The sequence below is a fragment of the Nonomuraea ceibae genome (assembly GCF_019396325.1).
Lineage (GTDB): Bacteria > Actinomycetota > Actinomycetes > Streptosporangiales > Streptosporangiaceae > Nonomuraea > Nonomuraea ceibae.
The window spans coordinates 159058-178349 of sequence record NZ_JAHKRO010000006.1 but is presented as its reverse complement, the minus strand read 5'-3'; the positions used below and the strand labels follow the sequence as shown (position 1 = coordinate 178349).

The 19292-nt window shown below is 72.0% G+C and carries 19 protein-coding genes; 10 read left to right on the top strand and 9 right to left on the bottom strand.

Annotated features, from left to right (window positions below):
- Positions 1-171: 171 nt before the first annotated feature.
- The 4 genes from KME80_RS06955 to KME80_RS52625 all read left to right on the top strand — a co-directional run bounded on the left by KME80_RS06955 (position 172) and on the right by KME80_RS52625 (position 5161).
- On the top strand, positions 172-1686 hold the full coding sequence (locus KME80_RS06955; protein ID WP_219501615.1) for a golvesin C-terminal-like domain-containing protein: 1515 nt from the start codon (positions 172-174) through the stop codon (positions 1684-1686).
- Positions 1687-1782: 96 nt separating this feature from the next.
- Complete coding sequence (locus KME80_RS06950; RefSeq protein ID WP_219501607.1) at positions 1783-3285, top strand: sugar ABC transporter ATP-binding protein; 1503 nt, start codon at positions 1783-1785, stop codon at positions 3283-3285.
- Entirely contained in the window at positions 3275-4237 is a 963-nt protein-coding gene (locus KME80_RS52630) for an ABC transporter permease (protein WP_308125640.1), read from the top strand. The genes KME80_RS06950 and KME80_RS52630 overlap by 11 nt, the downstream gene beginning before the upstream one ends.
- A 12-nt stretch (positions 4238-4249) precedes the next feature.
- Entirely contained in the window at positions 4250-5161 is a 912-nt protein-coding gene (locus KME80_RS52625; protein WP_308125639.1) for a D-ribose ABC transporter substrate-binding protein, read from the top strand.
- 6 nt (positions 5162-5167) lie between these two features.
- Here the strand turns inward: KME80_RS52625 and KME80_RS06940 are convergent, their stop codons facing one another.
- The 3 genes from KME80_RS06940 to KME80_RS06930 are packed head-to-tail and all read right to left on the bottom strand — an operon-like array spanning position 5168 to position 7709.
- The gene (locus tag KME80_RS06940; protein WP_246644229.1) at positions 5168-5974 is read right to left on the bottom strand and encodes a DUF1206 domain-containing protein; all 807 of its coding nucleotides are present in this window, start codon (positions 5972-5974) and stop codon (positions 5168-5170) included.
- 47 nt (positions 5975-6021) lie between these two features.
- Positions 6022-7203 (bottom strand): hypothetical protein, encoded by a 1182-nt coding sequence (locus tag KME80_RS06935; protein WP_219501605.1) that lies wholly within the window; start codon positions 7201-7203, stop codon positions 6022-6024.
- Entirely contained in the window at positions 7200-7709 is a 510-nt protein-coding gene (locus tag KME80_RS06930) for a SigE family RNA polymerase sigma factor (RefSeq protein ID WP_219501599.1), read from the bottom strand. The genes KME80_RS06935 and KME80_RS06930 overlap by 4 nt, the downstream gene beginning before the upstream one ends.
- Before the next feature lie 234 nt (positions 7710-7943).
- On the opposite strand from KME80_RS06930, the gene ctaD reads away from it, so the two are divergent.
- The 3 genes from ctaD to KME80_RS06915 all read left to right on the top strand — a co-directional run bounded on the left by ctaD (position 7944) and on the right by KME80_RS06915 (position 10128).
- Positions 7944-9518, top strand: coding sequence for an aa3-type cytochrome oxidase subunit I (gene ctaD, locus KME80_RS06925; protein ID WP_219501667.1), 1575 nt, complete (start codon positions 7944-7946; stop codon positions 9516-9518).
- Between the two features lie 74 nt (positions 9519-9592).
- Positions 9593-9820 carry a hypothetical protein gene (locus KME80_RS06920; RefSeq protein WP_219501596.1) on the top strand — a complete coding sequence of 76 codons (228 nt, stop codon included), beginning with the start codon at positions 9593-9595 and terminating at the stop codon, positions 9818-9820.
- A gap of 23 nt (positions 9821-9843) precedes the next feature.
- Positions 9844-10128: a hypothetical protein gene (locus KME80_RS06915; RefSeq protein WP_219501594.1), complete on the top strand. Its 285-nt coding sequence runs from the start codon at positions 9844-9846 to the stop codon at positions 10126-10128.
- Here KME80_RS06915 and KME80_RS06910 read toward each other — a convergent pair.
- From KME80_RS06910 to KME80_RS06890, 5 genes are all read right to left on the bottom strand, one after another.
- Complete coding sequence (locus KME80_RS06910; RefSeq protein WP_219501592.1) at positions 10071-10604, bottom strand: hypothetical protein; 534 nt, start codon at positions 10602-10604, stop codon at positions 10071-10073. The two genes, KME80_RS06915 and KME80_RS06910, sit on opposite strands and share 58 nt — an antisense overlap.
- 68 nt (positions 10605-10672) lie before the next feature.
- Complete coding sequence (locus KME80_RS06905) at positions 10673-11155, bottom strand: metallophosphoesterase family protein (protein ID WP_219501591.1); 483 nt, start codon at positions 11153-11155, stop codon at positions 10673-10675.
- A gap of 614 nt (positions 11156-11769) precedes the next feature.
- Entirely contained in the window at positions 11770-12387 is a 618-nt protein-coding gene (locus KME80_RS06900) for a hypothetical protein (RefSeq protein ID WP_219501589.1), read from the bottom strand.
- Complete coding sequence (locus KME80_RS06895) at positions 12384-12935, bottom strand: RNA polymerase sigma factor (RefSeq protein ID WP_308125638.1); 552 nt, start codon at positions 12933-12935, stop codon at positions 12384-12386. Before KME80_RS06895 ends, KME80_RS06900 begins: the two co-directional genes overlap by 4 nt.
- Before the next feature lie 128 nt (positions 12936-13063).
- The gene (locus KME80_RS06890) at positions 13064-13717 is read right to left on the bottom strand and encodes a YdcF family protein (protein WP_246644228.1); all 654 of its coding nucleotides are present in this window, start codon (positions 13715-13717) and stop codon (positions 13064-13066) included.
- A gap of 201 nt (positions 13718-13918) precedes the next feature.
- Between KME80_RS06890 and KME80_RS06885 the strand changes: the two genes are divergently transcribed.
- Both KME80_RS06885 and KME80_RS06880 read left to right on the top strand, forming a co-directional pair.
- Positions 13919-14899, top strand: a complete 981-nt coding sequence (locus KME80_RS06885) for an endonuclease/exonuclease/phosphatase family protein (RefSeq protein WP_308125637.1) — start codon at positions 13919-13921, stop codon at positions 14897-14899.
- A gap of 52 nt (positions 14900-14951) precedes the next feature.
- Complete coding sequence (locus KME80_RS06880; RefSeq protein WP_219501661.1) at positions 14952-16103, top strand: MFS transporter; 1152 nt, start codon at positions 14952-14954, stop codon at positions 16101-16103.
- Between the two features lie 36 nt (positions 16104-16139).
- Here the strand turns inward: KME80_RS06880 and KME80_RS06875 are convergent, their stop codons facing one another.
- Positions 16140-17273 carry an esterase-like activity of phytase family protein gene (locus KME80_RS06875; protein ID WP_219501584.1) on the bottom strand — a complete coding sequence of 378 codons (1134 nt, stop codon included), beginning with the start codon at positions 17271-17273 and terminating at the stop codon, positions 16140-16142.
- Positions 17274-17553: 280 nt separating this feature from the next.
- Between KME80_RS06875 and KME80_RS06870 the strand changes: the two genes are divergently transcribed.
- Positions 17554-19275, top strand: a complete 1722-nt coding sequence (locus tag KME80_RS06870; protein ID WP_219501582.1) for an HAD-IIB family hydrolase — start codon at positions 17554-17556, stop codon at positions 19273-19275.
- Positions 19276-19292: the final 17 nt, after the last annotated feature.

The following is a 19292-nucleotide window of genomic DNA, read 5'->3' as shown; positions in this document are numbered from 1 at the left end:
ACTTCCCGTAGAGCGCAATAGTTTTCACCACATTGGCGGGGGCCCAACCTAGCCCGCCAGCCTCTTCGCGCGGGCGGAAAGTTTCCTTTAATACCTAAGTAATGTCAATTATCGACATCAGTCATGGAACGGCCTTACTGTGCGACCGATACCCCCCAACGAGGAGCGCCCATGACTCTCGCCCGAACGCGATTAGTGGCCCTCACGGCCGCGGTCATCACCTCCCTCATGGTCCTCGCAGGTCAGCCGGCCCTGGCCCAGCACACCGCCAACCCCCTGTCCGAAGCCTTCGACCGGGCAGCCGCCGCGCACGACGTCCCCCGGGACCTGCTCGTCGCGCTCGGATACGCCGAAACCCACCTCGACGGCCACAACGGCGAGCCCAGCGCCAGCGGCGGGTACGGCGTAATGCACCTGGTGAGCAACCCCACCAACAAGAGCCTCGAACAGGCCGCCGAACTCACCGGCCAGCCCGTCGCCAAGCTCCGCAAGGACGACGCGGCCAACATCCTCGGCGGCGCCGCCGTGCTCCGCGCCCACGCCGACAAGCTCGGCCTCGACGAGGCCGCCCGCGACGACATCGGCCGCTGGTACCAGGCCGTCGCCGCGTACGGCAACGCCACCTCGCCCGAGCTGTCCCGCCTGTACGCCGACGCCGTCTACGAGAGCCTCGGCCTCGGCCTCCAGGCGCGCGGCGTGACCGTCGCCCCGCAGGAGGTCACCGCCGACCGAGGCGCGCTGGCCGACGCCCGCGACCTGAACGCGCAGGCCACCGTGGCCAGCGCCGACTACCCGCCCGCCGCCTGGGTCGCCGCCAACTCCGGCAACTACACCGCCTCCAGCCGCGAGTCCAGCTACAACATCGACCGGGTGATCATCCACGTCACCCAGGGCTCGTACGCCGGCACCATCTCCTGGTTCCAGAACCCGAGCGCCAACGTCTCGGCCCACTACGTGATCAAGTCCTCCAACGGCGCCGTCACCCAGATGGTCCGCGACAAGGACATCGCCTGGCACGCGGGCAACTGGACGTACAACACCCGGTCCATCGGCATCGAGCACGAGGGCTGGGTCGACGACGCCTCCTGGTTCACCGACGCCATGTACCGCGCCTCGGCCGCCCTGACCAAGCACCTGTGCGACAAGTACGGCATCCCGAAGACCCGTACCGGCATCATCGGCCACAACGAGGTACCCGGCGCCACGCACACCGACCCGGGCCGGCACTGGAACTGGACCACGTTCATGAACTACGTCAACGGCGGAGGCGGCACTCCGACGTGGACCACGACCGTGGACAACTCCAGCTCCGGCTTCACCGCCAGCGCCAACTGGGGCACCTCGGCCTACTCCAGCCAGCGGCACGGCACCGACTACCGCTTCGCCGAACCGGTCGCCGCCAGCGACCCGGCCTGGTACTCGGCCGCCATCCCGAGCGCCGGCACGTACCGGGTGGAGGTCTGGTATCCCAGCGATCCGGGATACAACAGCTCGGCCCCGTACATCGTGGCCACGGCGGGCGGCAACCAGACCGTGTACGTCGACCAGAGATCCGGAGGAGGCGCCTGGCGCAGCATCGGCACCTTCTCGCTCAACGCGGGAACGCAGAACGTGGTGGGCGTCAGCAGATGGACGTCCGGCACCGGGCTGGTGATCGCGGACGCGGTCCGCATCTCGCGCGTCTGAGTCCTGAAGTGAAGTTCCCGGCCCGTGCGCGGGCCGGGGGCTTCACCGCTCCCACCTGCGGGTTTGACGTCGGCGGGGGCGGAAAGATCCCTCTGAGTGAGCGAGGCGACACTCCGGGCGGAAGGGCTGACCAAGTCCTTCCCCGGCGTGCGCGCGCTGGACGGGGTCGATCTGAGCCTGCGCGCGGGCGAGGTGCACGTGCTGCTCGGCGAGAACGGCGCCGGGAAGAGCACGCTGATCAAGATCCTGTCCGGCGCGTACCGGCCGGACGAGGGCCGCGTGCTGATGGACGGGCGGCCGGTGGAGATCCGCGACGCCGGTGACGCGCGGCGGCTCGGCATCTCGACCATCTACCAGGAGTTCAACCTGGTGCCGGACCTGTCGGTGGCGGAGAACCTGTCGCTGGGCAGGCTGCCGCGCCGGTTCGGGCTCGTCGACACGGCCGCGATGCAGCGCCGGGCCCGCGAGCTGCTGGAGCGCGTGGACGTGCGGGTCGACCCGCGCACGCCGGTCCGCAGGCTGGGCATCGCCCGCATGCAGATGGTGGAGATCGCCAAGGCGCTGTCGCTGGACGCCCGGGTGCTGATCATGGACGAGCCGACGGCGGTGCTCACCACCGGCGAGGTCGGCAAGCTGTTCGCGATCGTCCGGCGGCTGCGCGACGAGGGCGTGGCGATCGTGTTCATCACCCACCACCTGGAGGAGATCGCCGAGATCGGCGACCGGGTGACGGTGCTGCGCGACGGCCGCTCGGTGGCCGAGGTGCCCGCAGGCACGCCGCAGGACGAGCTGGTCAGGCTCATGGTGGGCCGGCCGGTCGACCAGCAGTTCCCACGCCGCCCGGCCGAGCTGGGCGAGCCGCTGCTCAGCGTGCGCGGGCTGACCCGCAGGGGAGCGTTCGACGACGTCTCGTTCGAGGTGCGGGCGGGCGAGGTGGTGGGGCTGGCCGGGCTGGTGGGCGCGGGCCGCACCGAGGTCGCCAGGGCGGTGTTCGGCGCCGACCGCTACGACGCCGGCGAGGTGTTCGTGCGCGGGCGCCGGCTGCCGCCGCACGACGTGCACGCCGCGATGGAGGCCGGGCTCGGGCTGGTGCCGGAGGACCGCAAGGGGCAGGGCCTGGTCCTGGGCGCCGGCATCGGCGAGAACCTGGGGCTGGTCACGCTGCGCGACGCCACCAGGGCCGGGTTCGTGGACCTGAAGGGCCAGCGCACCGCGGCGGCCCGGGTCGCCGAGCAGCTCGGCATCCGCATGACCGGCCTCGACCAGGAGGTCCGCACGCTGTCGGGCGGCAACCAGCAGAAGGTCGTCATCGGCAAGTGGCTCGCCGCCCAGGCGGGCGTGCTCATCCTGGACGAGCCGACACGCGGCGTCGACGTGGCCGCCAAGGTCGAGATCTACCAGCTCGTCAACGCCCTCACCGACTCGGGGCACGCGGTGCTGATGATCTCCAGCGATCTGCCGGAGGTGCTCGGGATGAGCGACCGCATCCTCGTCATGGCGCGCGGCCGGCTCGTCGGCGAGCTGCGCGCCGACGAGGCCACCCAGGACGGCGTGATGGCGCTGGCCGTCACCGACGTGGCGGGCTCTCGTGCGGAGTAAGCAGGGCGGGACCGACAGCCGGTCGTCGGCCTGGCTCGCCGAGAACGGCGCGGTCGCCGCGCTGGTCGTGCTCGTCATCGCGCTGTCGCTGCTGTCGTCCGACTTCCTCAGCCTGACGAACCTGCTCAACGTGGGCGTGCAGGCGGCCGTGACCGCCATCCTGGCGTTCGGCTCCACGTTCGTCATCGTCACCGGCGGCATCGACCTGTCGGTCGGCTCGGTCGCGGCGCTGTCGGCGATCACGCTGGCGTGGACGGCCACCGAAGGCGGCCTGCCGTGGCCGGCCGCCGTCGTGCTCTCGCTCGCCACCGGCGTGGCGTGCGGGCTGGTCAACGCCGTCCTGATCGCGTACGGGAAGCTGCCCCCGTTCATCGCCACGCTGGCCATGCTCGGCATCGCCCGCGGCCTGGCCCTGGTCATCTCCCAGGGCAGCCCGATCTCCATGCCGGAGGCGGTCTCCCACCTGGGCGACACCGTCGGCCGGTTCCTGCCGATCCCGGTCCTGGTGATGCTCGTCATGGGCGTCGTCGCCGCGATCATCCTCAATCGGACCTTTCCCGGCCGGGCCATGTACGCGATCGGCGGCAACGAGGAGGCCGCCCGGCTGTCCGGGATCAAGGTCAGTCGGATCAAGCTCATCACCTACGCGCTGTCCGGCGCGTTCGCGGCGGTCGCCGGCGTCGTGCTGGCCAGCCGGCTGGCCTCGGCGCAGCCGCAGGCGGCGGCCGGCTACGAGCTCGACGCCATCGCGGCCGTCGTCATCGGCGGCGCGAGCCTGTCGGGCGGCAAGGGCCGGGCGCTCGGCACGCTCGTCGGCGCGCTCATCCTGGCCGTGCTGCGCAACGGGCTCAACCTGCTGTCGGTCTCGGCGTTCTGGCAGCAGGTGGTGATCGGCGTGGTCATCGCGCTGGCCGTCCTCGTCGACACCCTGCGCCGCCGGGGAACGAACTAGAAAGGCACGATCATGCGGATTCCCGCGATAGTCATGGCGCTCGCGCTCGGCCTGGCCGCGTGCGGCGGCGGGGGCGGCGACGGGCTGGAGCTCGGCATGTCCGTCTCGACGCTGAACAACCCGTACTTCGTCCAGCTCCGCGACGGCGCCCAGGAGCAGGCCGACAAGCTCGGCGCGACGCTCACCGTCACCGACGCCCAGAACGACGCCTCCCAGCAGGTGAACCAGGTCCAGAACTTCACCAGCCAGAACATGAAGGCGATCATCCTCAACCCGGTCGACTCCGACGCGGCGGCGCCCGCCGTCACCGCGGCCGAGCGCGTCAACGTGCCGGTGATCGCGGTGGACCGCGGCGTCAACGGCGTCGAGGTGGCGCAGACCGTCGCCTCCGACAACGTGGCCGGCGGCAAGCTGGCCGCCCAGGAGCTCGCCAAGCAGATGGGCGAGCAGGGCCAGGCCGTCGTCCTCCAGGGCACCCCGGGCACCTCCGCCTCCCGCGACCGCGGCCGGGGCTTCGAGGAGGGCATCAAGGCGTTCCCGAACATCCAGGTCGTGGCCCGGCAGCCGGCCGACTTCGACCGGGCCAAGGGCCTGGACGTGATGACGAACCTGCTCCAGTCCCACCCGGACGTCACCGGCGTGTTCGCCGAGAACGACGAGATGGCGCTGGGCGCGATCCGGGCGCTCGGCAGCCGGGCCGGCAAGCAGGTCAAGGTCGTCGGCTTCGACGGCACCCCGCACGGCCTGACCGCGGTCAAGGACGGCACCCTCGCCGCCACCATCGCCCAGCAGCCGAGGCTGCTCGGCCAGCAGGCGGTGGAGGCGGCGGTCAAGCTCGCCAGGGGAGAGCAGGTGGAGAAGACGGTGGCCGTCCCGGTCAAGGTGGCGACCAAGGCGAACGTCGGGGAGTTCGAGACGTCCTGACCCCGGTCAGGTGCGGCGGTAGCGCGACTCGCCGAAGCAGTAGCCGGCGAACAGCATCAGCCCCACGGCCACCAGCACCAGCAGCCACGGCCCGACGGGGGTGTCGGCGAACGCGCGGAGCGTCGCGTCGATGCCGCCCGCCTTGTCCGGGTCGTGGGTGAGGGCCGCCTGGACGACGAAGATCCCGGCCAGCCCGGCGATGGCGCCGCGCGCCAGGTAGCCGGCCACGCCGAGCTTCTCCATCACCGAACGGGTGCGCGGCGACATGCGGCCCAGTTCGAGCTCCTCCCGGAACTTCTTGGTCACGCCCTGCCGGATCCAGTAGACGCCCAGCGCGACGATGCCCAGGCCGATCACGCCGACGAGCAGCTGCCCGGCGGGCAGGTCGAGCAGCTTGCCGGTGACGTCCTGCGACTTCTGGTCCTCCGAGGCGGCGCGGCCCACCGTCAGCACGCTCCACAACGTGAAGACGATCAGCGCGTACACGACCGTCTTGCAGGCCGCCTCGGCCCGGTCCAGCGGGCGCAGGTGGCCGAACAGCACCTCGGACGCCTGCCACAGAGCCAGCGCGGCGAAGCCCGCCACCATCACCCACAGCAGCACGGAGCCGAACGGCAGCTCCGCCACCGTGGTGATCGCGCCGCCCTTGTCGGCCTGCTCTCCCCCGCTGCCGAGCGCGATCTGGATCGCGAGCACGCCGATCAGCGCGTAGAGCACGCCCCGGCAGGCCAGCCCCACACGGGCGAGCCTGTCGAGCGCGGGGGTGTCCGCGGCCCTTCTGGCCGCGGCCCTGGCGTTCTGCGCGGTAGTCAAGGGGTCCTCCTCGGGGGTCGGGGGACCTCCACCTGCCCGCGAACGCGTCATCTAGGCGTGAGCACCCACTGCCAGCCCTCCTCCTCGGCCCGCGCGTCGTGGTCGCCGGTGAGCCGCACCACGTCCCGGCCGTCCACGCTGACCAGGGCGAGAGCGGCGCGGAACTCGTTCTCGCAGGCGCCGGCGCAGGCGAGGGCGAGCGCGTGCCCGTCGTCGGCCCAGGCGAGGAGCTGGAGGACCCGCTGCCGGCCGACGACCGCGCCCGTCCGCCTGTCGGTGATCGAGGTCGGCAGGCCGGGGTCGCCCAGCACCAGCCTGCCGTCCGGTGACACCTTCGACAGCCCGCCCTGGCTGATCAGGTCGGGCGGCGCGGCCTGCGGCGTGCCGTCCGGGCTGTGGTAGAGCCTGCCGGGGCTGGTGTCGACCGGCGTCCAGATCAGCGAGCCGTCGAGGCTCCAGCCCAGGTCCTGGCGCGTGTTGCCGTTGCCGGGCTGCGCGCCTCGCTCCAGTGGCGGCATAGCGTGGAACTCGACCGTGCCCGCGGGCACGTCGGCGATGACGTAGCCGGTGCGGGCGCTGGGAGGAAGCAGCCGGCTGTTCGGCCCGTTCCGCTGCCAGGTGTCCGGATAGTCGGCGTAGCTCGTGGCCAGCAGCCGCGTGCCGTCGGGCGACCAGGAGAGCGACGCGACGTCCCGGCCCAGGTCGATCCAGGTGATGAACTGCCGCGTCTCCATGTCGAGGATGCCGGCCCGCCGGCCCATCACGTCCCCTTCGAGCACCGCCGCCACCCGCAGGCCCGGCGCCACGTCGAGCCAGGCGTACGACGTCCGCTCGTAGCCGCCGGTACGCGGGTCGTACAGCCACCAGGTGCGCCGCAGCCGCTCCCGGTCGCCGCCGAGCTTCTCCACCCGGTGCGTGCAGTACGCCGAGACCGCCACCCGGCCGGCGGCCACCAGCTTCGTCGGCCGCATGCTGCCCGGGTCGCCGCGCACGTCCGTGGGCGCGGGCGAGGGCCGGGGCGGCAGCGTGACCCCGTCGGCGGGCCGCACGGTCGCCGGCCGGCCCGTCAGCACGACCGCGAACACAGCGACCGCCACCGCGAAGGCCAGCACCGCAGCCGCGACGGCGGGCTTCCTGGAGCGCTTGCGCAGCGCCCGGTCGGCCAGGTCGTGCGGCACCCGGGCCTGCCCGGCCCACTCCCGCATCGTCTCCCTCAGCAGCCTGCTCATACGGCGGCCTCCAGTTCCTGTGCGAGCTCCGGGGCGAGCTGCCGCAGCCGGGCCAGCGAGCGGTGCGCGGTGCTCCTGACCGTGCCGACCGAACAGCCGAGCAGCCGCGCCACCTCGTGGTCCGGCAGGTCCTCGAAGTAGCGCAGCACCAGGACCGCGCGCTGCCGGGCGGTGAGCCTCGCCAGCGCGTCCCGCAGCACCAGGCGCAGCTCGCTCTGATGGGTGCGGTCGAATCCCGGCACGTCGGGCACCGCGTCCCGGACGACCTCGCCGCGCCGCACCGCCGTACGCCACCAGCTGATGTTCTGCCGGTACATGGTCTGCCGGGCGTAGGCCTCCGGCGCCGCCACCCGCCGCCACCGGCCCGCCAGCTTCGCCAGCGCCGCCTGCACCAGATCCTCCGCCGCGTGCTGGTCCCCGCCGGTGAGCAGGAAGCCGAGCCGCATCAGCGCGGGCGAGCGCGCGGCGACGAACTCGCGGAAGACCCTTTCGTCCTCGGCGTCCACGTCACCTCCCAGAGATCGTCCTTCGTCCCTGAGACGCTCCCGAACGCGCCCCACTATGCCTCTTGTGGGATTTTCGTGGGCCTAGCGTGGCATTACCCCGGGTAGTCACACACGTACGGCCCGTGTACTAGGGGGAACCAGGTGACGATCCACAAGCCGTCCAGCGGCGAGCCGCTGACCTCGCCGCTCGCCCCGGCCAAGAGCCACCGCACCGGGGCGGTGCTGGTCAGGTGGATGACCACGACGGACCACAAGGTCATCGGGTACCTGTACCTGATCACCTCGTTCGGGTTCTTCCTGGCGGCCGGGGTCATGGCGCTGCTCATCCGGGCCGAGCTCATGCAACCCGGCCTGCAACTGGTGAACACGGTGCAGTACAACCAGCTGTTCACCATGCACGGCGCGATCATGCTGCTGCTGTTCGCCACGCCGCTGTTCGCCGGGTTCGCCAACGTGATCATGCCGTTGCAGATCGGCTCGCCCGACGTGGCCTTCCCCCGGCTCAACATGGTCAGCTACTGGCTGTTCCTGTTCGGCGGGCTGATCGCCGTGGCCGGGTTCTTCACGCCGGGCGGGGCGGCCGACTTCGGCTGGTTCGCCTACACGCCGCTGTCGACGTCGGAGTACACGCCGACCGTCGGCGGCGACTACTGGATCATGGGCCTGGTGCTCAGCGGCCTCGGCACCATCCTCGGGTCGGTGAACTTCTTCACCACCATCGTGTGCATGCGGGCGCCGGGCATGACGATGTTCCGGATGCCGATCTTCACCTGGAACGTGCTGCTGACCAGCATGCTCGTGCTCATGGCGTTCCCGGTGCTGGCGGCGGCGCTGCTGGCGCTGGAGGCCGACCGGCGGCTCGGCACGCACATCTACGACCCGGAGAACGGCGGGCCGATCCTGTGGCAGCACCTGTTCTGGTTCTTCGGCCATCCTGAGGTGTACATCATCGCGCTGCCGTTCTTCGGCATCGTGACCGAGGTGCTGCCCGTGTTCAGCCGCAAGCCGATCTTCGGCTACATCGGGCTGGTGGCCGCGACCATCGCGATCGCCGGGCTGTCGATGACGGTGTGGGCGCACCACATGTTCCCCACCGGGCAGGTGCTGCTGCCGTTCTTCTCGTTCATGACGTTCCTCATCGCGGTGCCCACAGGTGTGAAGTTCTTCAACTGGATCGGCACCATGTGGCGGGGGCATCTGACGTTCGAGACGCCGATGCTGTTCGCGATCGGGTTCCTGGTGACCTTCCTCCTCGGCGGGCTGACCGGCGTCATCCTGGCCTCCCCGCCGCTCGACTTCCACATCAGCGACACGTACTTCGTCGTCGCGCACTTCCACTACGTGGTCTTCGGCACCGTCGTGTTCGCCATGTTCGCCGGGTTCTACTTCTGGTGGCCCAAGATGACCGGGCGCATGCTCAACGACCCGCTCGGCAAGGTCCACTTCTGGATGCTGTTCATCGGCTTCCACACCACGTTCCTCGTGCAGCACTGGCTGGGCGTGGCCGGGTTCCCGCGCCGCTACGCCGACTACAGCGCCGTCGACGGGTTCACCGACCTCAACCTCATCTCCTCGCTGGGCGCGTTCCTGCTCGGGCTGTCGACGCTGCCCTTCATCTACAACGTGTGGATCACCGCGCGGCGGGCGCCCCGGGTGACCGTGGACGACCCGTGGGGCTACGGCGGCTCGCTCGAATGGGCGACCTCCTGCCCGCCGCCCCGGCACAACTTCACCTTCATGCCCGCGATCCGCTCCGAACGGCCCGCCTTCGACCTGCACTACCCGCACACCTCCGGGCGCGACGACTGACCCCTACTTTGGTCACCCCGGCCGATACGGATGACCGATCGTCCGCCGGGGCCCGCGTGCCTAGCGTTGCCGGCATGCGGAAAACCATCCAGGTCGTGGGGCTCGTCCTCGCGCTCCAGGGCGCCAGCGGGGCCATCGACCACCTCGCCGTGCAGCCGTTCTTCGGCGTCTTCCTGAACTTCTTCAACCGGGTGATCATCCCCCGGGTCGACTTCCTGACCGGGTACGAGCTCTTCGCCAACCTCGCCCTGGCCGCGATCGGGGTCGTGCTCGTCATCGCGGCCGAGCGCGCCCCCGCCTGACCCCCCGCCGCGTCAGGCCGGCCGTGTCGGCGTGGTCCGTCCAGGTGCCCGCGCCCAGGAACGGCGGCAGCCCGTTCGACGGCAGCGGCGTCGGCGGGTTCGCGGCCGGGGCCGGCCAGCCCGCACAGCCGAGGCGGTGCCACACGCCCATGTCCGGCAGGTTCGGCGAGAGCCGCCGGCCGAAGCGCCGCGCGATAGCCGGCGCAGCCCGCGTGACGCAGGACGGCACCCCCGAGGCCGCGCCCTGGGGCTACCGGGCGACCGGCGCCCGTTCCGCCAGCACCACCGGCGCCGACAGCACCGAGTGACGCTCACCCTCCCGGCCCGCCAGCACCGACACGAACGCGTGCTTGCCACACTCCGTCGTGCACCCCACCAGCACCGAAAGCTGGAACACCCCCGCCCGCAACGGCTCCGCCCGAACCTCCGCCCGGCCGTGCAACGCCTCCCAGCCGCGCAACACCGCGCCCGCCCTGCCGCTCACGTCGATCAGCCACACGGCCTCCTGATCGGCGGGGACGTCCACCTCCATCACGCTCGGCGCCGCCGCCAGCTCGCCCAGCGTCACCCCGGACACGGCCACCTCACGCTCCCGCGACTCCTGCCCCGCCAGATAGCGGACACCGTCGACGGTCAACTCCGGCGCCGGCTCCAGCTCGTCACCCCGAGCACGAGCCACCTCACGGGTCACCACCTGCAGGAACCGTACGCGCACGTCCACGGTGTCGGCCGGGCCGGCCTCGATCAGGCACTGGGTCCGCGTCTGCCACGGATGGTCGTCCATCGTCAGCCCCGTCCGATACATCACTGTGTGTAACCGACATACCGCACAACGTTCCCCGGCAAACCCGGTCACGTCACCGCGACGATCTTCGCCTCCACCAGCTCCCCGCCGTCCACCTCCAACACCCCCACCGTCCCGTACGGCTGCCGCCGCCGATCCGTCGGCGACCCGGGATTGAAGATCCGGAACTCGCCGGCTGACTCGTCCAACGGAATGTGCGAATGCCCGAACACCACCAGATCCGCCGCCGGGAACCGCCGCCGCATCCGCCCCAGCCTGCCCTTCGCCGGGCCGCTGTCGTGGATCATCCCCACCCGCAACCCGGCCAGCTCCAGCTCCAGCGTCTCCGGCGCCACCACGTCCGGGCCGTCGTTGTTCCCCTTGACCACGTGCACGGGCGCGTACTCGGCCAGCTCGTCCAGCACCGGCCGCACGCACACGTCCCCGGCGTGCAGGATCACCTCCGCACCACGCAACTGCTCGGCCACGCGCGGCGGACACGACCGCCAACGCCGCGGGCCGTGCGTGTCGGCCAGCACCACCACCCTCATCCCCTGCCCTTACCCCCAACGGCAAGGTCCTCGCCCACGGCGCTCCGCGCTCCCCTGCTCGGGCTCCCTCCAGTGGGGGGCCCAGCCCCCCACACCCCCGGCAAGGGGCCTCCCGGCCCCCTGCACCCCCGGCGTGGACCGGGGGCGCTCGGTGCAGAGGGACCGGTCGCCCGGCAGCACCCGCTCACGGGGGTGACGGAGTCAGCGGGCCGGGCCCTCGACCCACGGCGGACCGAGACGGGCCCTCGCCCCAAGGCGGACCGGCCACCCGGCCGTGCCCGCCCACGCGGAATCCCGGAGGCCAGCATGCCGGGCAAGGCACTCGACCCAAGCCGGACCGAGACGGGCCTTCGCCCCCGAGGGGGACCGGCCACCCGCCAGCACCCGCTCACGCGGAATCCCGGAGCCCTACAGGCGGGGCCGGACGCTCGGGCCAGGGGGACCGGCCGCCCCGGGCCGGGCGCTCGGTCCAGAGAGGACCGGCCACCCGGCCGAACCGCCCGCCGAGCCGGGCGTTCGGCTCGGAGGGACCAGGTCGCAGAACCCGGTCGCCTGGGTTCGCGGGCTGCCCCTGGTGGTCATGGCCCTGGTCGGGCGGGTGCGGTTTCGGTGGGTCAGCTACTAGCGGGGGAAGGCCGGCCGGGGCGGTCGGCATCGTCCCAGAGCGGGTCGTCGACGACCACGCAGGGCTTGACCTGGCCTTCGACCACGTAGGCCGCGAGCTGCCACTGGACCGCCGGCTTCGCCGCCTCGGCGGCCCCGCCGGTCCTCTCGGTGAACGCCATCACCAGGGTCTGCCCGGTGCCGACGTGCCGGGGGTCGATGGTGAACCCCTTACCGGGCCGCAGGCGTACGGCCTTGTCCGATGCGGAGCCCTCCCACTCCTCCGGGGACGCACCTCCGACGATCTTGCCTCGGTTCCCCTCGCAGGACTTGCCGGGCTTGAGGTACGTGATGTCGGCGGGGACCTTCAGCCTTTCCAGGTCCCGTTCCAGCTTGTCGGCGTCCCTGAACTCGTTGAGCTGGACGTTGATCGTGCCGTCGGCGTTCTCGGCCACGGCGTACGCGGGCTGCTCCGACCCGGTCAGCAGCGGCACCGCGATCGCCGTGACCGCGGCCAGGCCGGCCACCGCCGCCCCGGTGAACAGGCGGCGACGGGTGCGGTGACGCCGTTCGGCACGGGCGGTCATCTCGGCTTTGAGCTCCATCAGTATCTGCTCCTCGAATCTCATCCTGGTGCTCCCTCCATGACCAAGGGCAGTGCCTGCAGCTTGCGGCGGGCGCGGTGCAACCGCACCTTGGCGGTCCCCGGCCGGATGCCGAGGGCGATCGCCGCTTCGGTGACCGTGAGCTGGTCGACGACCACCAGTTCCAGCACGGCGCGTTCGCGTTCGGACAGGTCGGCCATGGCCTTGAAGACCTCCCTGGCCGATCTCTCGGCGTCGATGCGTTCTTCGAGCCTGGCGAGGTCGTCGGTGTCCAGGACGCGGCGGCCGCCCACGCGGTTCGTCAGCCGCGACTCCTTGAATGCCCGGCGCCGCTCGCTCGACAGCGTGTTGCGCGCCACGCCGTACAGCCATGCCAGTTCGGGCCCGAGCCCGGGCTGGTAGGTGCGGGCGGAGTCGAGCACCGCCAGGAACACCTCGGCCACGAGATCGGCGACCGTGTGCGGATCCTCGACCCGCCGAGCGAGGAAAAGGGTGATCGCGTCGACGTGCCGCCGGTAGAAGGCTTCGAACGCCACCTGATCTGTAGCGATCTCCGCCCGTTTGCGATGCACCGGCATGCTCCCTTCGTCATCTGACATCCCCTTTTGGGCAGAACCGCGCGAAGGGTTACACCGCGAAGGGTGACGAAGGCGGCGCTTCTCTCGTCACCCCCCGAGCGTCCGGGTGCGGGTCCGGGGCCTCATGGGATGACCCTGCTGTCGAACCCGGCGCGCAGCAGCGACTCGTAGGCGCCGCGTACGGCCGGCGGGATCTCCTGCTCGACGCTGTAGCCGCGGGCCGGGTACTCGATGACCCGCTGGAGGTCGCCCACCAGCATGTCGATGACCAGTTCGCCGTCGCCGATCGCCCGGACGTACGCGTCGAGGCGCTGGGCCCCCGAGGCGCACACCACCTCGACCTCGGGCCACACCTTGCGGGTCGTGGCGTAGGCCCGGCGTTCCATGTACGGCTTGGAGATGAGCATCACCGAGCGGGGGCGGATGCCGGCCTCGTGCAGGACCCGGCGGGACAGGACGATGTTCTCGCTGGTGTTGGTGGCTCGCGGTTCGAGGAGGATGGCCTCGTCGGGCACGCCGAGCCCGATCGCGTGCTCCCGGTAGTGGACGGCCTCGCCATGGGGGAAGCGGGCGGCGGTGGTCGGCGTGGTGGCGCCCGAGAAGACCAGGCGCGGGAACCAGCCTGCGTGGTGGAGCGCCGCCGCGGTGGACGCGACGCCCAGGTCGTGGCTGCCCAGTCCGATCGCGGCGTCGCAGTGGCGCAGCGGGTGGTGCATCTGGAGGTAGTCCCAGAGCAAGCCGGCCTGCCTCCACTGCTCGTCGGTGATGCCCGCCAAGGCTGCTCCCGGTCCTCGTGGTCAGGTTCCTTCCAAGGGCTCGTGGCCGTGTCCATGATGGCACCGGCGATCTACGGACACCCGTGAGCGGCCCGCGGGCCGGCCGGCTTCCACCGCAACCGGGTCCCATCTTGAGCGGCCGCTCAGGATGCGTAGGCTCCACCTCAGAACGTTCAGCGCGATTCGGAGCGGCGGAAGCACGTGGGCATCTCGGTCGAGGACAAGGAGGCCGGCGGGGCGCCGCCGCGCCGTCGTCGGCGCAGCCGCTGGCTGTCGTGGACGGTCGTGGCGTGCCTGGCCGGGTGGGCGGTGGTGCGCGTGGGCGGGCTGGAGGCGGGCTCGTTCCTGACGCAGCTCGTGACCGTGACGCCGCTCGGCGCGGTGCTGTCGCTGCTGGTGGCGCTGCTGGTGGTGCGGCGCAACCGGCCGGCGGCGCTGGTGGCTCTGGTGGCGTGCGTGCTGATGGCGGCCGTGGTGGCGCCGAGGGCGTTCGCCGTGGGCGAGCGGCCGGTGGGCGGCGTGCCGTTCAGGGTGCTGACGATCAACCTGTTCGGGCGGGCGGACCCGCAGGCGGTGGTGGAGCTGGTGCGGCGGCTGCGGCCGGACGTGTTCAGCGCGCTGGAGCTCACGCCGCGCGCGGTGGCGGCGCTGGACGCGGCGGGCCTGGCGGAGCTGATGCCGCACCGGGTGCTGGAGGCGGACCACGGCGCCACGGGCAGCGGGCTGTACGCGCGGCATCCGCTGACGGCGTTGCCCGATCTGTTCACGCCGATCGGGCACAACATGCCGGCCGCCGCGCTGACGCTGCCCTCGGGCGGCAGGGTGGAGGTGGTGGCCGTCCATCCGAACCCGCCGCTGGGCCGGAAGACGGCAGGCTGGTACGCGTCGCTGGCCGCCCTGCCCGGGCTGTCGCCGGACGCGGTCCGGGTGCTGGCGGGCGACTTCAACGCGAGCCTGGACCATCGCGCCTTCCGTGAGCTGCTCGACCGTGGCTACGTGGACGCCGCCCGGCAGGTGGGCATGGGGCTGACGCCGACGTGGCCGGACCGGGCCGTGCCGCCGTTCATCACGATCGATCACGTGCTGGTCGACGAGCGGGCCGGGGTGCGCGAGGTCCAGGTGGTGGACGTGCCGCGTACGGACCACCGGGGGGTTTACGCGGAGCTTAGGCTGCCCGGCTAGACTCGCCCGCATGAAGTGGCGACATTGATTCGTTGACGGAAGCCCGTCCCGGCTGGCGGGCACGCTTTATCTTTACTCGTTCCTGGATGAGTTCGTCCTGCTCTATCCGGTCTATGCGCTGCTGTTCAGCGAGACCGGGTTGTCCGTGGCCGAGACCACCTCGCTGTTCGTGATCTGGTCGGTCACCGGGCTGCTGCTGGAGGTGCCCTCCGGCGCGCTGGCCGACGTACTCTCCAGACGGTTGCTGCTGTGCGTGGGGCCGCTGCTGGCCGCCGCGGGCTTCGCGCTGTGGGTGATCTTCCCGTCCTACTGGGTGTTCGCCGCCGGGTTCGTGCTGTGGGGCGTGCGTGGCGCGCTCACGTCCGGCTCGCTGGAAGCCCTGGTGTACGAGGAGCTGGAGCGCGCCGGCGAGGCCGAGCGCTATGCCGGGCTGATGGGCCGGGCCTCCTCGGTGGGGCTGGCGGCGACGGCTTCGGCGATCGGGCTGGCGATCCCCGTGTTCGCCGTGGGCGGTTATCCGGTGGTGGGCGCGGCCAGCGTCGTGGCCTGCCTGCTGTGCTCGCTCGCCGCCCTGGCGTTCCCGGAGCATCGCACGGCCGCGGCCGCCGATGACGACGACGAGCCCGGCTACTGGGCGGTGCTGAAGAGCGGGCTGTCGGAGGCGCGCGGCAACCGTCACGTGTCGAGGTGGCTGGTCCTGTCGGCCGTGGCGGGGGCGATCTGGGGCGCGCTGGAGGAGTACGTCCCGTATCTCGGCAAGGAGCTCGGGACGCCGGTCGCCTGGGTGCCGGCGCTCGTCCTGCTGGTGTGGGCCGCGGCCACGGCCGGCGGGCTGCTGGCGGGCCGGGCCGAGCGGGTGGCGGAGCGGCCGTTCGCGGTGATGCTGCTGGCCGCGGCGCTGGCGCTGGCGGGCGGCGCGCTGAGCGGGGAGCTCGCCGGGTTCGCGCTGATCGCGCTGGCCTTCGGGGCGTTCCAGCTCGCCGACGTGGTGGCCGACGCGCGGCTCCAGGAGAGCATCGACGGGCCGAGCCGCGCCACCGTGACGTCCGTCGCGGGGCTCGGCAAGGAGGCGGTCACGCTGCTCGTCTACGCGTCGTACGGCGCCGCGTCGACGATGGCGGGTCACGGCCTGACGTTCGCCCTGTTCGCGGTGCCGTACGTGGTCGTCGCGCTGGTGTGGGGACGCAAGAGCCCGCGCCCCTGATGGAGGGCAGGGGCGCGGGCGGTCGGGCGGGCGGCGTCAGCAGCCGCGGACGGCGAAGGCGAGGAACTGCGTCACCTCGCGCTCGTCGAAGTTGTCGTCGGAGCCGGCGACGAGCGTGCACTCGCCGGTGCGCAGCCGGGGACCCCAGGCCAGGCCCTCCAGGTTCTGCACCGGCCCGCGCAGGTCGCTGAAGTCGTAGACCAGCCGCTTGCGGACCGGGCGGTACGACCGGCCGTCCGCGAGGCTCCGCCGGGGCAGCACGTCGGTCGCGCCGCGCAGGTCGATCTCGTACAGCTTGACCCGGTAGTCCACGCCCTCGATCCAGGAGCGTTCCAATGCCAGGTAGCGGTGGTCGTCGATGGCGAGGAGCTCGGAGACGCCGCTGTCGGTCGCGCCGGTCGGCGGCACGGGCGCGGCCGGGAGCGGGTCGATCGGGTAGGCGTACTGGCCGAGCAGGTGGCCGTCGCGGTTCCAGACGGTGATCCTGGCCGGGGCGCCGCGCTCCACGGTGGGCGGCTGCCCGTCCTCGTAACGCGGTCCTTCGGCCACGGCGGCGATCGTGCGCGGGCCGAGCGCCAGGCCCTCGAAGCCGAAGTTGCGCCGGGGGCCGCTGTCGGTGGTGGTCAGCCGGAGGTTGCGCGGGATCGGCAGGGAGCCGAGGTGGCGGCCCTGGCGGTCCATGCGGCGCACGAAGAGCTGGGAGACGGGGATGTCCGGGTTGCGCGTGTCGGGCCGGTCGCCTTCGTGTCCCCAGACCAGGTGGCGGGTGCGCCGGTCGAAGCGGATCGTCTCGGGGTCGGCCGAGCGCGGCTTGCCGTAGCCGGGGTAGGGCTCGCCGTCGGGGCCGATGAGCGTCTTGACGCCGGAGAGGTGGGCTCCGGTGAACCTGCCGGTGCGCCGGTCGAAGTCCAGCCTGCCGGTGTAGAAGCGGGCCGGGTTGTAGCGCCACCGGTCGTCGGAGATGAAGTACCAGGTGCCGGTGCGCGGGTCACGGTCCAGCCCGGAGAAGCCGCCGACGACCGTGCCCGCGAACTCCATCTTGTGCGGCAGCCGCTGCTCGCCGAGGAAGCGGGTGACGCGCACCCGCTCGGCCGCCATCACCGGCTGCGCGAATCCGATGGCCAGCGCGAAGGCGACCGTGACCTGCGCTATCCGCCGTGGATACAGCATGTGTTCCCCTGTCCGTGTAGGGCCTGCGAACCGGGGGACATGAGATCGCGGGTGAGGGCGGATTTCCAGGTAGCGGGGCAGGCGAAAGTTCGCGCACCGGCGAAGGCCGCGTTTCCCCTGAAAACGCGGGGCGAAGTGTCAGCGTCACGCGGGATACGTGAGAGAACCGCCGCAGATCCGCGGCTTTCCCGCTTCGCCCGGAGCGGGTCGTGCGACCGTTTCCACTCCTCCGTACGGGGTGATCCAGATTTCGCCGGGGTCTCGGGGGTACGTGCGCGACATGAGGTATCACGTGCTCGCCTGCGACTACGACGACACGCTGGCCAGGCACGGACGGGTCCATGAGCACACCGTCCGGGTCCTGGAGCGCGTCTCCCGCTCGGGCAGGAAACTGCTGCTGGTGACCGGGCGGGAGCTCGACGACCTGCTGTCCGTGTTCCCGCACGCCGACCTGTTCGACCTGGTGGTGGCCGAGAACGGCGGGCTGCTCTACGACCCCGGCAGGCGCAGCGCCGAGGCGCTGGCCGAGGCGCCGCCGCCGGAGCTGGCCGACCGGCTGCGCGCGGCGGGCGTCACGCCGCTGGGCGTCGGCTCGGTGGTGGTCGCCACGCGCGAGCCGTACGACGCGCAGGTGCACGAGGTCATCCGGGACCTGGGCCTGGAGCTGCAGGTGATCAGGAACAAGGGCGCGGTCATGGTGCTGCCGCCCGGCGTGAACAAGGCCACCGGCCTGGCCGCCGCGCTCGACCGGCTGCGCCTGTCGCGGCACAACGTGGTGGCCGTCGGCGACGCGGAGAACGACCACGCCTTCCTGAACGCGGCCGAGTGCGGCGCGGCGGTGGCCAACGCGGTGCCGGCGCTGCTGCGCCAGTGCGACCTGCCGCTGGGCCGGCAGGCGGGCCACGGCGTCGTCGAGCTCGCCGAGCTGCTGCTCACGGGCGAGCTGGACCAGATCGAGATCCCGCGTCACGACGTGCTGCTGGGCCACGGTGACGGCGGCGAGGCGCGGCTCAAGCCGTACGGGACGGGGCTGGCCGTGGCGGGGCCGTCGGGCAGCGGCAAGTCCACGGTCACCACGGCGCTGCTGGAGCGGCTGGTGGAGAGCGAGCACCAGTGCGTGGTGATCGACCCGGAGGGCGACTACGCCGAGTTCCCGGGCGTGGCCGTACTGGGCGAGCCGGACCGGCCGCCCGCGGTGGAGGAGGTGCTGCGGCTGCTGGAGTCGCCCGGGCACAGCGCCGTGGTGAACATGATCGGGATGCCGCTGCGCGACCGGCCCGCGTTCTTCGCCGAGCTGGTGCCGCGCCTGGTCGCCATGCGGGCCAAGCTGGGGCACCCGCACTGGGTGGTCGTGGACGAGGCGCACCACCTGATGCCGGCCGAGCTGCAGGAGGTGCCGCTCAAGGACCCCGGCGACCTGGGCTCGATCATGCTGATCACCGTGCATCCCGAGGCGCTCAGCCCGGCCGCGCTCGACCTGCTGAACGGCGTGATCGCGGTCGGGCCTGAGCCCGCCGACACGCTGGGCGCGTTCGCCGACGCGCTCGGCCGGCCCTTGCCGGCCGTCGAGGGCGAGGGCGGTGACGGCAGCGTCGTGCTGTGGCACATCGCGCTGGACGCCGCCACGCGGATCCAGCCCTCGGAGGCCCGCGCCGACCGCACCCGCCATCGCCGCAAGTACGCCGCCGGCACCATGTCCAAGGACAAGAGCTTCTACTTCACCGGCCCCGACGAGCGGCTGCACCTGCGGGCGCGCAACTTGCACACGTTCGTGGAGCTGGCCGAGGGAGTGGACCAGGAGACGTGGACGTACCACCTGAAGCGGGGCGACTACTCGGCCTGGATCCGCGACCGGCTCGGCGACGACGAGCTGGCCGGCGAGGTCGAGGCGGTGGAGCGGGAGGAGCCCGACGACAGCCTGAGCCAGGTGGTCGGCCTCATCGACCGGCGCTATACGCTGCCGGCCGAGCCCACCCGCTACGACCCGGACCACGACGACTGATCACGCGGGGACCGTGA

Coding starts and splice junctions, on each gene's coding strand:
- KME80_RS06955 (WP_219501615.1), top strand. CDS start 172: ATGACTCTCGCCCGAACGCGATTAGTGGCCCTCACGGCCGCGGTCATC.
- KME80_RS52625 (WP_308125639.1), top strand. CDS start 4,250: ATGCGGATTCCCGCGATAGTCATGGCGCTCGCGCTCGGCCTGGCCGCG.
- KME80_RS06935 (WP_219501605.1), bottom strand. CDS start 7,203: ATGAGCAGGCTGCTGAGGGAGACGATGCGGGAGTGGGCCGGGCAGGCC.
- ctaD (WP_219501667.1), top strand. CDS start 7,944: ATGACCACGACGGACCACAAGGTCATCGGGTACCTGTACCTGATCACC.
- KME80_RS06920 (WP_219501596.1), top strand. CDS start 9,593: ATGCGGAAAACCATCCAGGTCGTGGGGCTCGTCCTCGCGCTCCAGGGC.
- KME80_RS06910 (WP_219501592.1), bottom strand. CDS start 10,604: ATGGACGACCATCCGTGGCAGACGCGGACCCAGTGCCTGATCGAGGCC.
- KME80_RS06905 (WP_219501591.1), bottom strand. CDS start 11,155: ATGAGGGTGGTGGTGCTGGCCGACACGCACGGCCCGCGGCGTTGGCGG.
- KME80_RS06900 (WP_219501589.1), bottom strand. CDS start 12,387: ATGAGATTCGAGGAGCAGATACTGATGGAGCTCAAAGCCGAGATGACC.
- KME80_RS06875 (WP_219501584.1), bottom strand. CDS start 17,273: ATGCTGTATCCACGGCGGATAGCGCAGGTCACGGTCGCCTTCGCGCTG.
- KME80_RS06870 (WP_219501582.1), top strand. CDS start 17,554: ATGAGGTATCACGTGCTCGCCTGCGACTACGACGACACGCTGGCCAGG.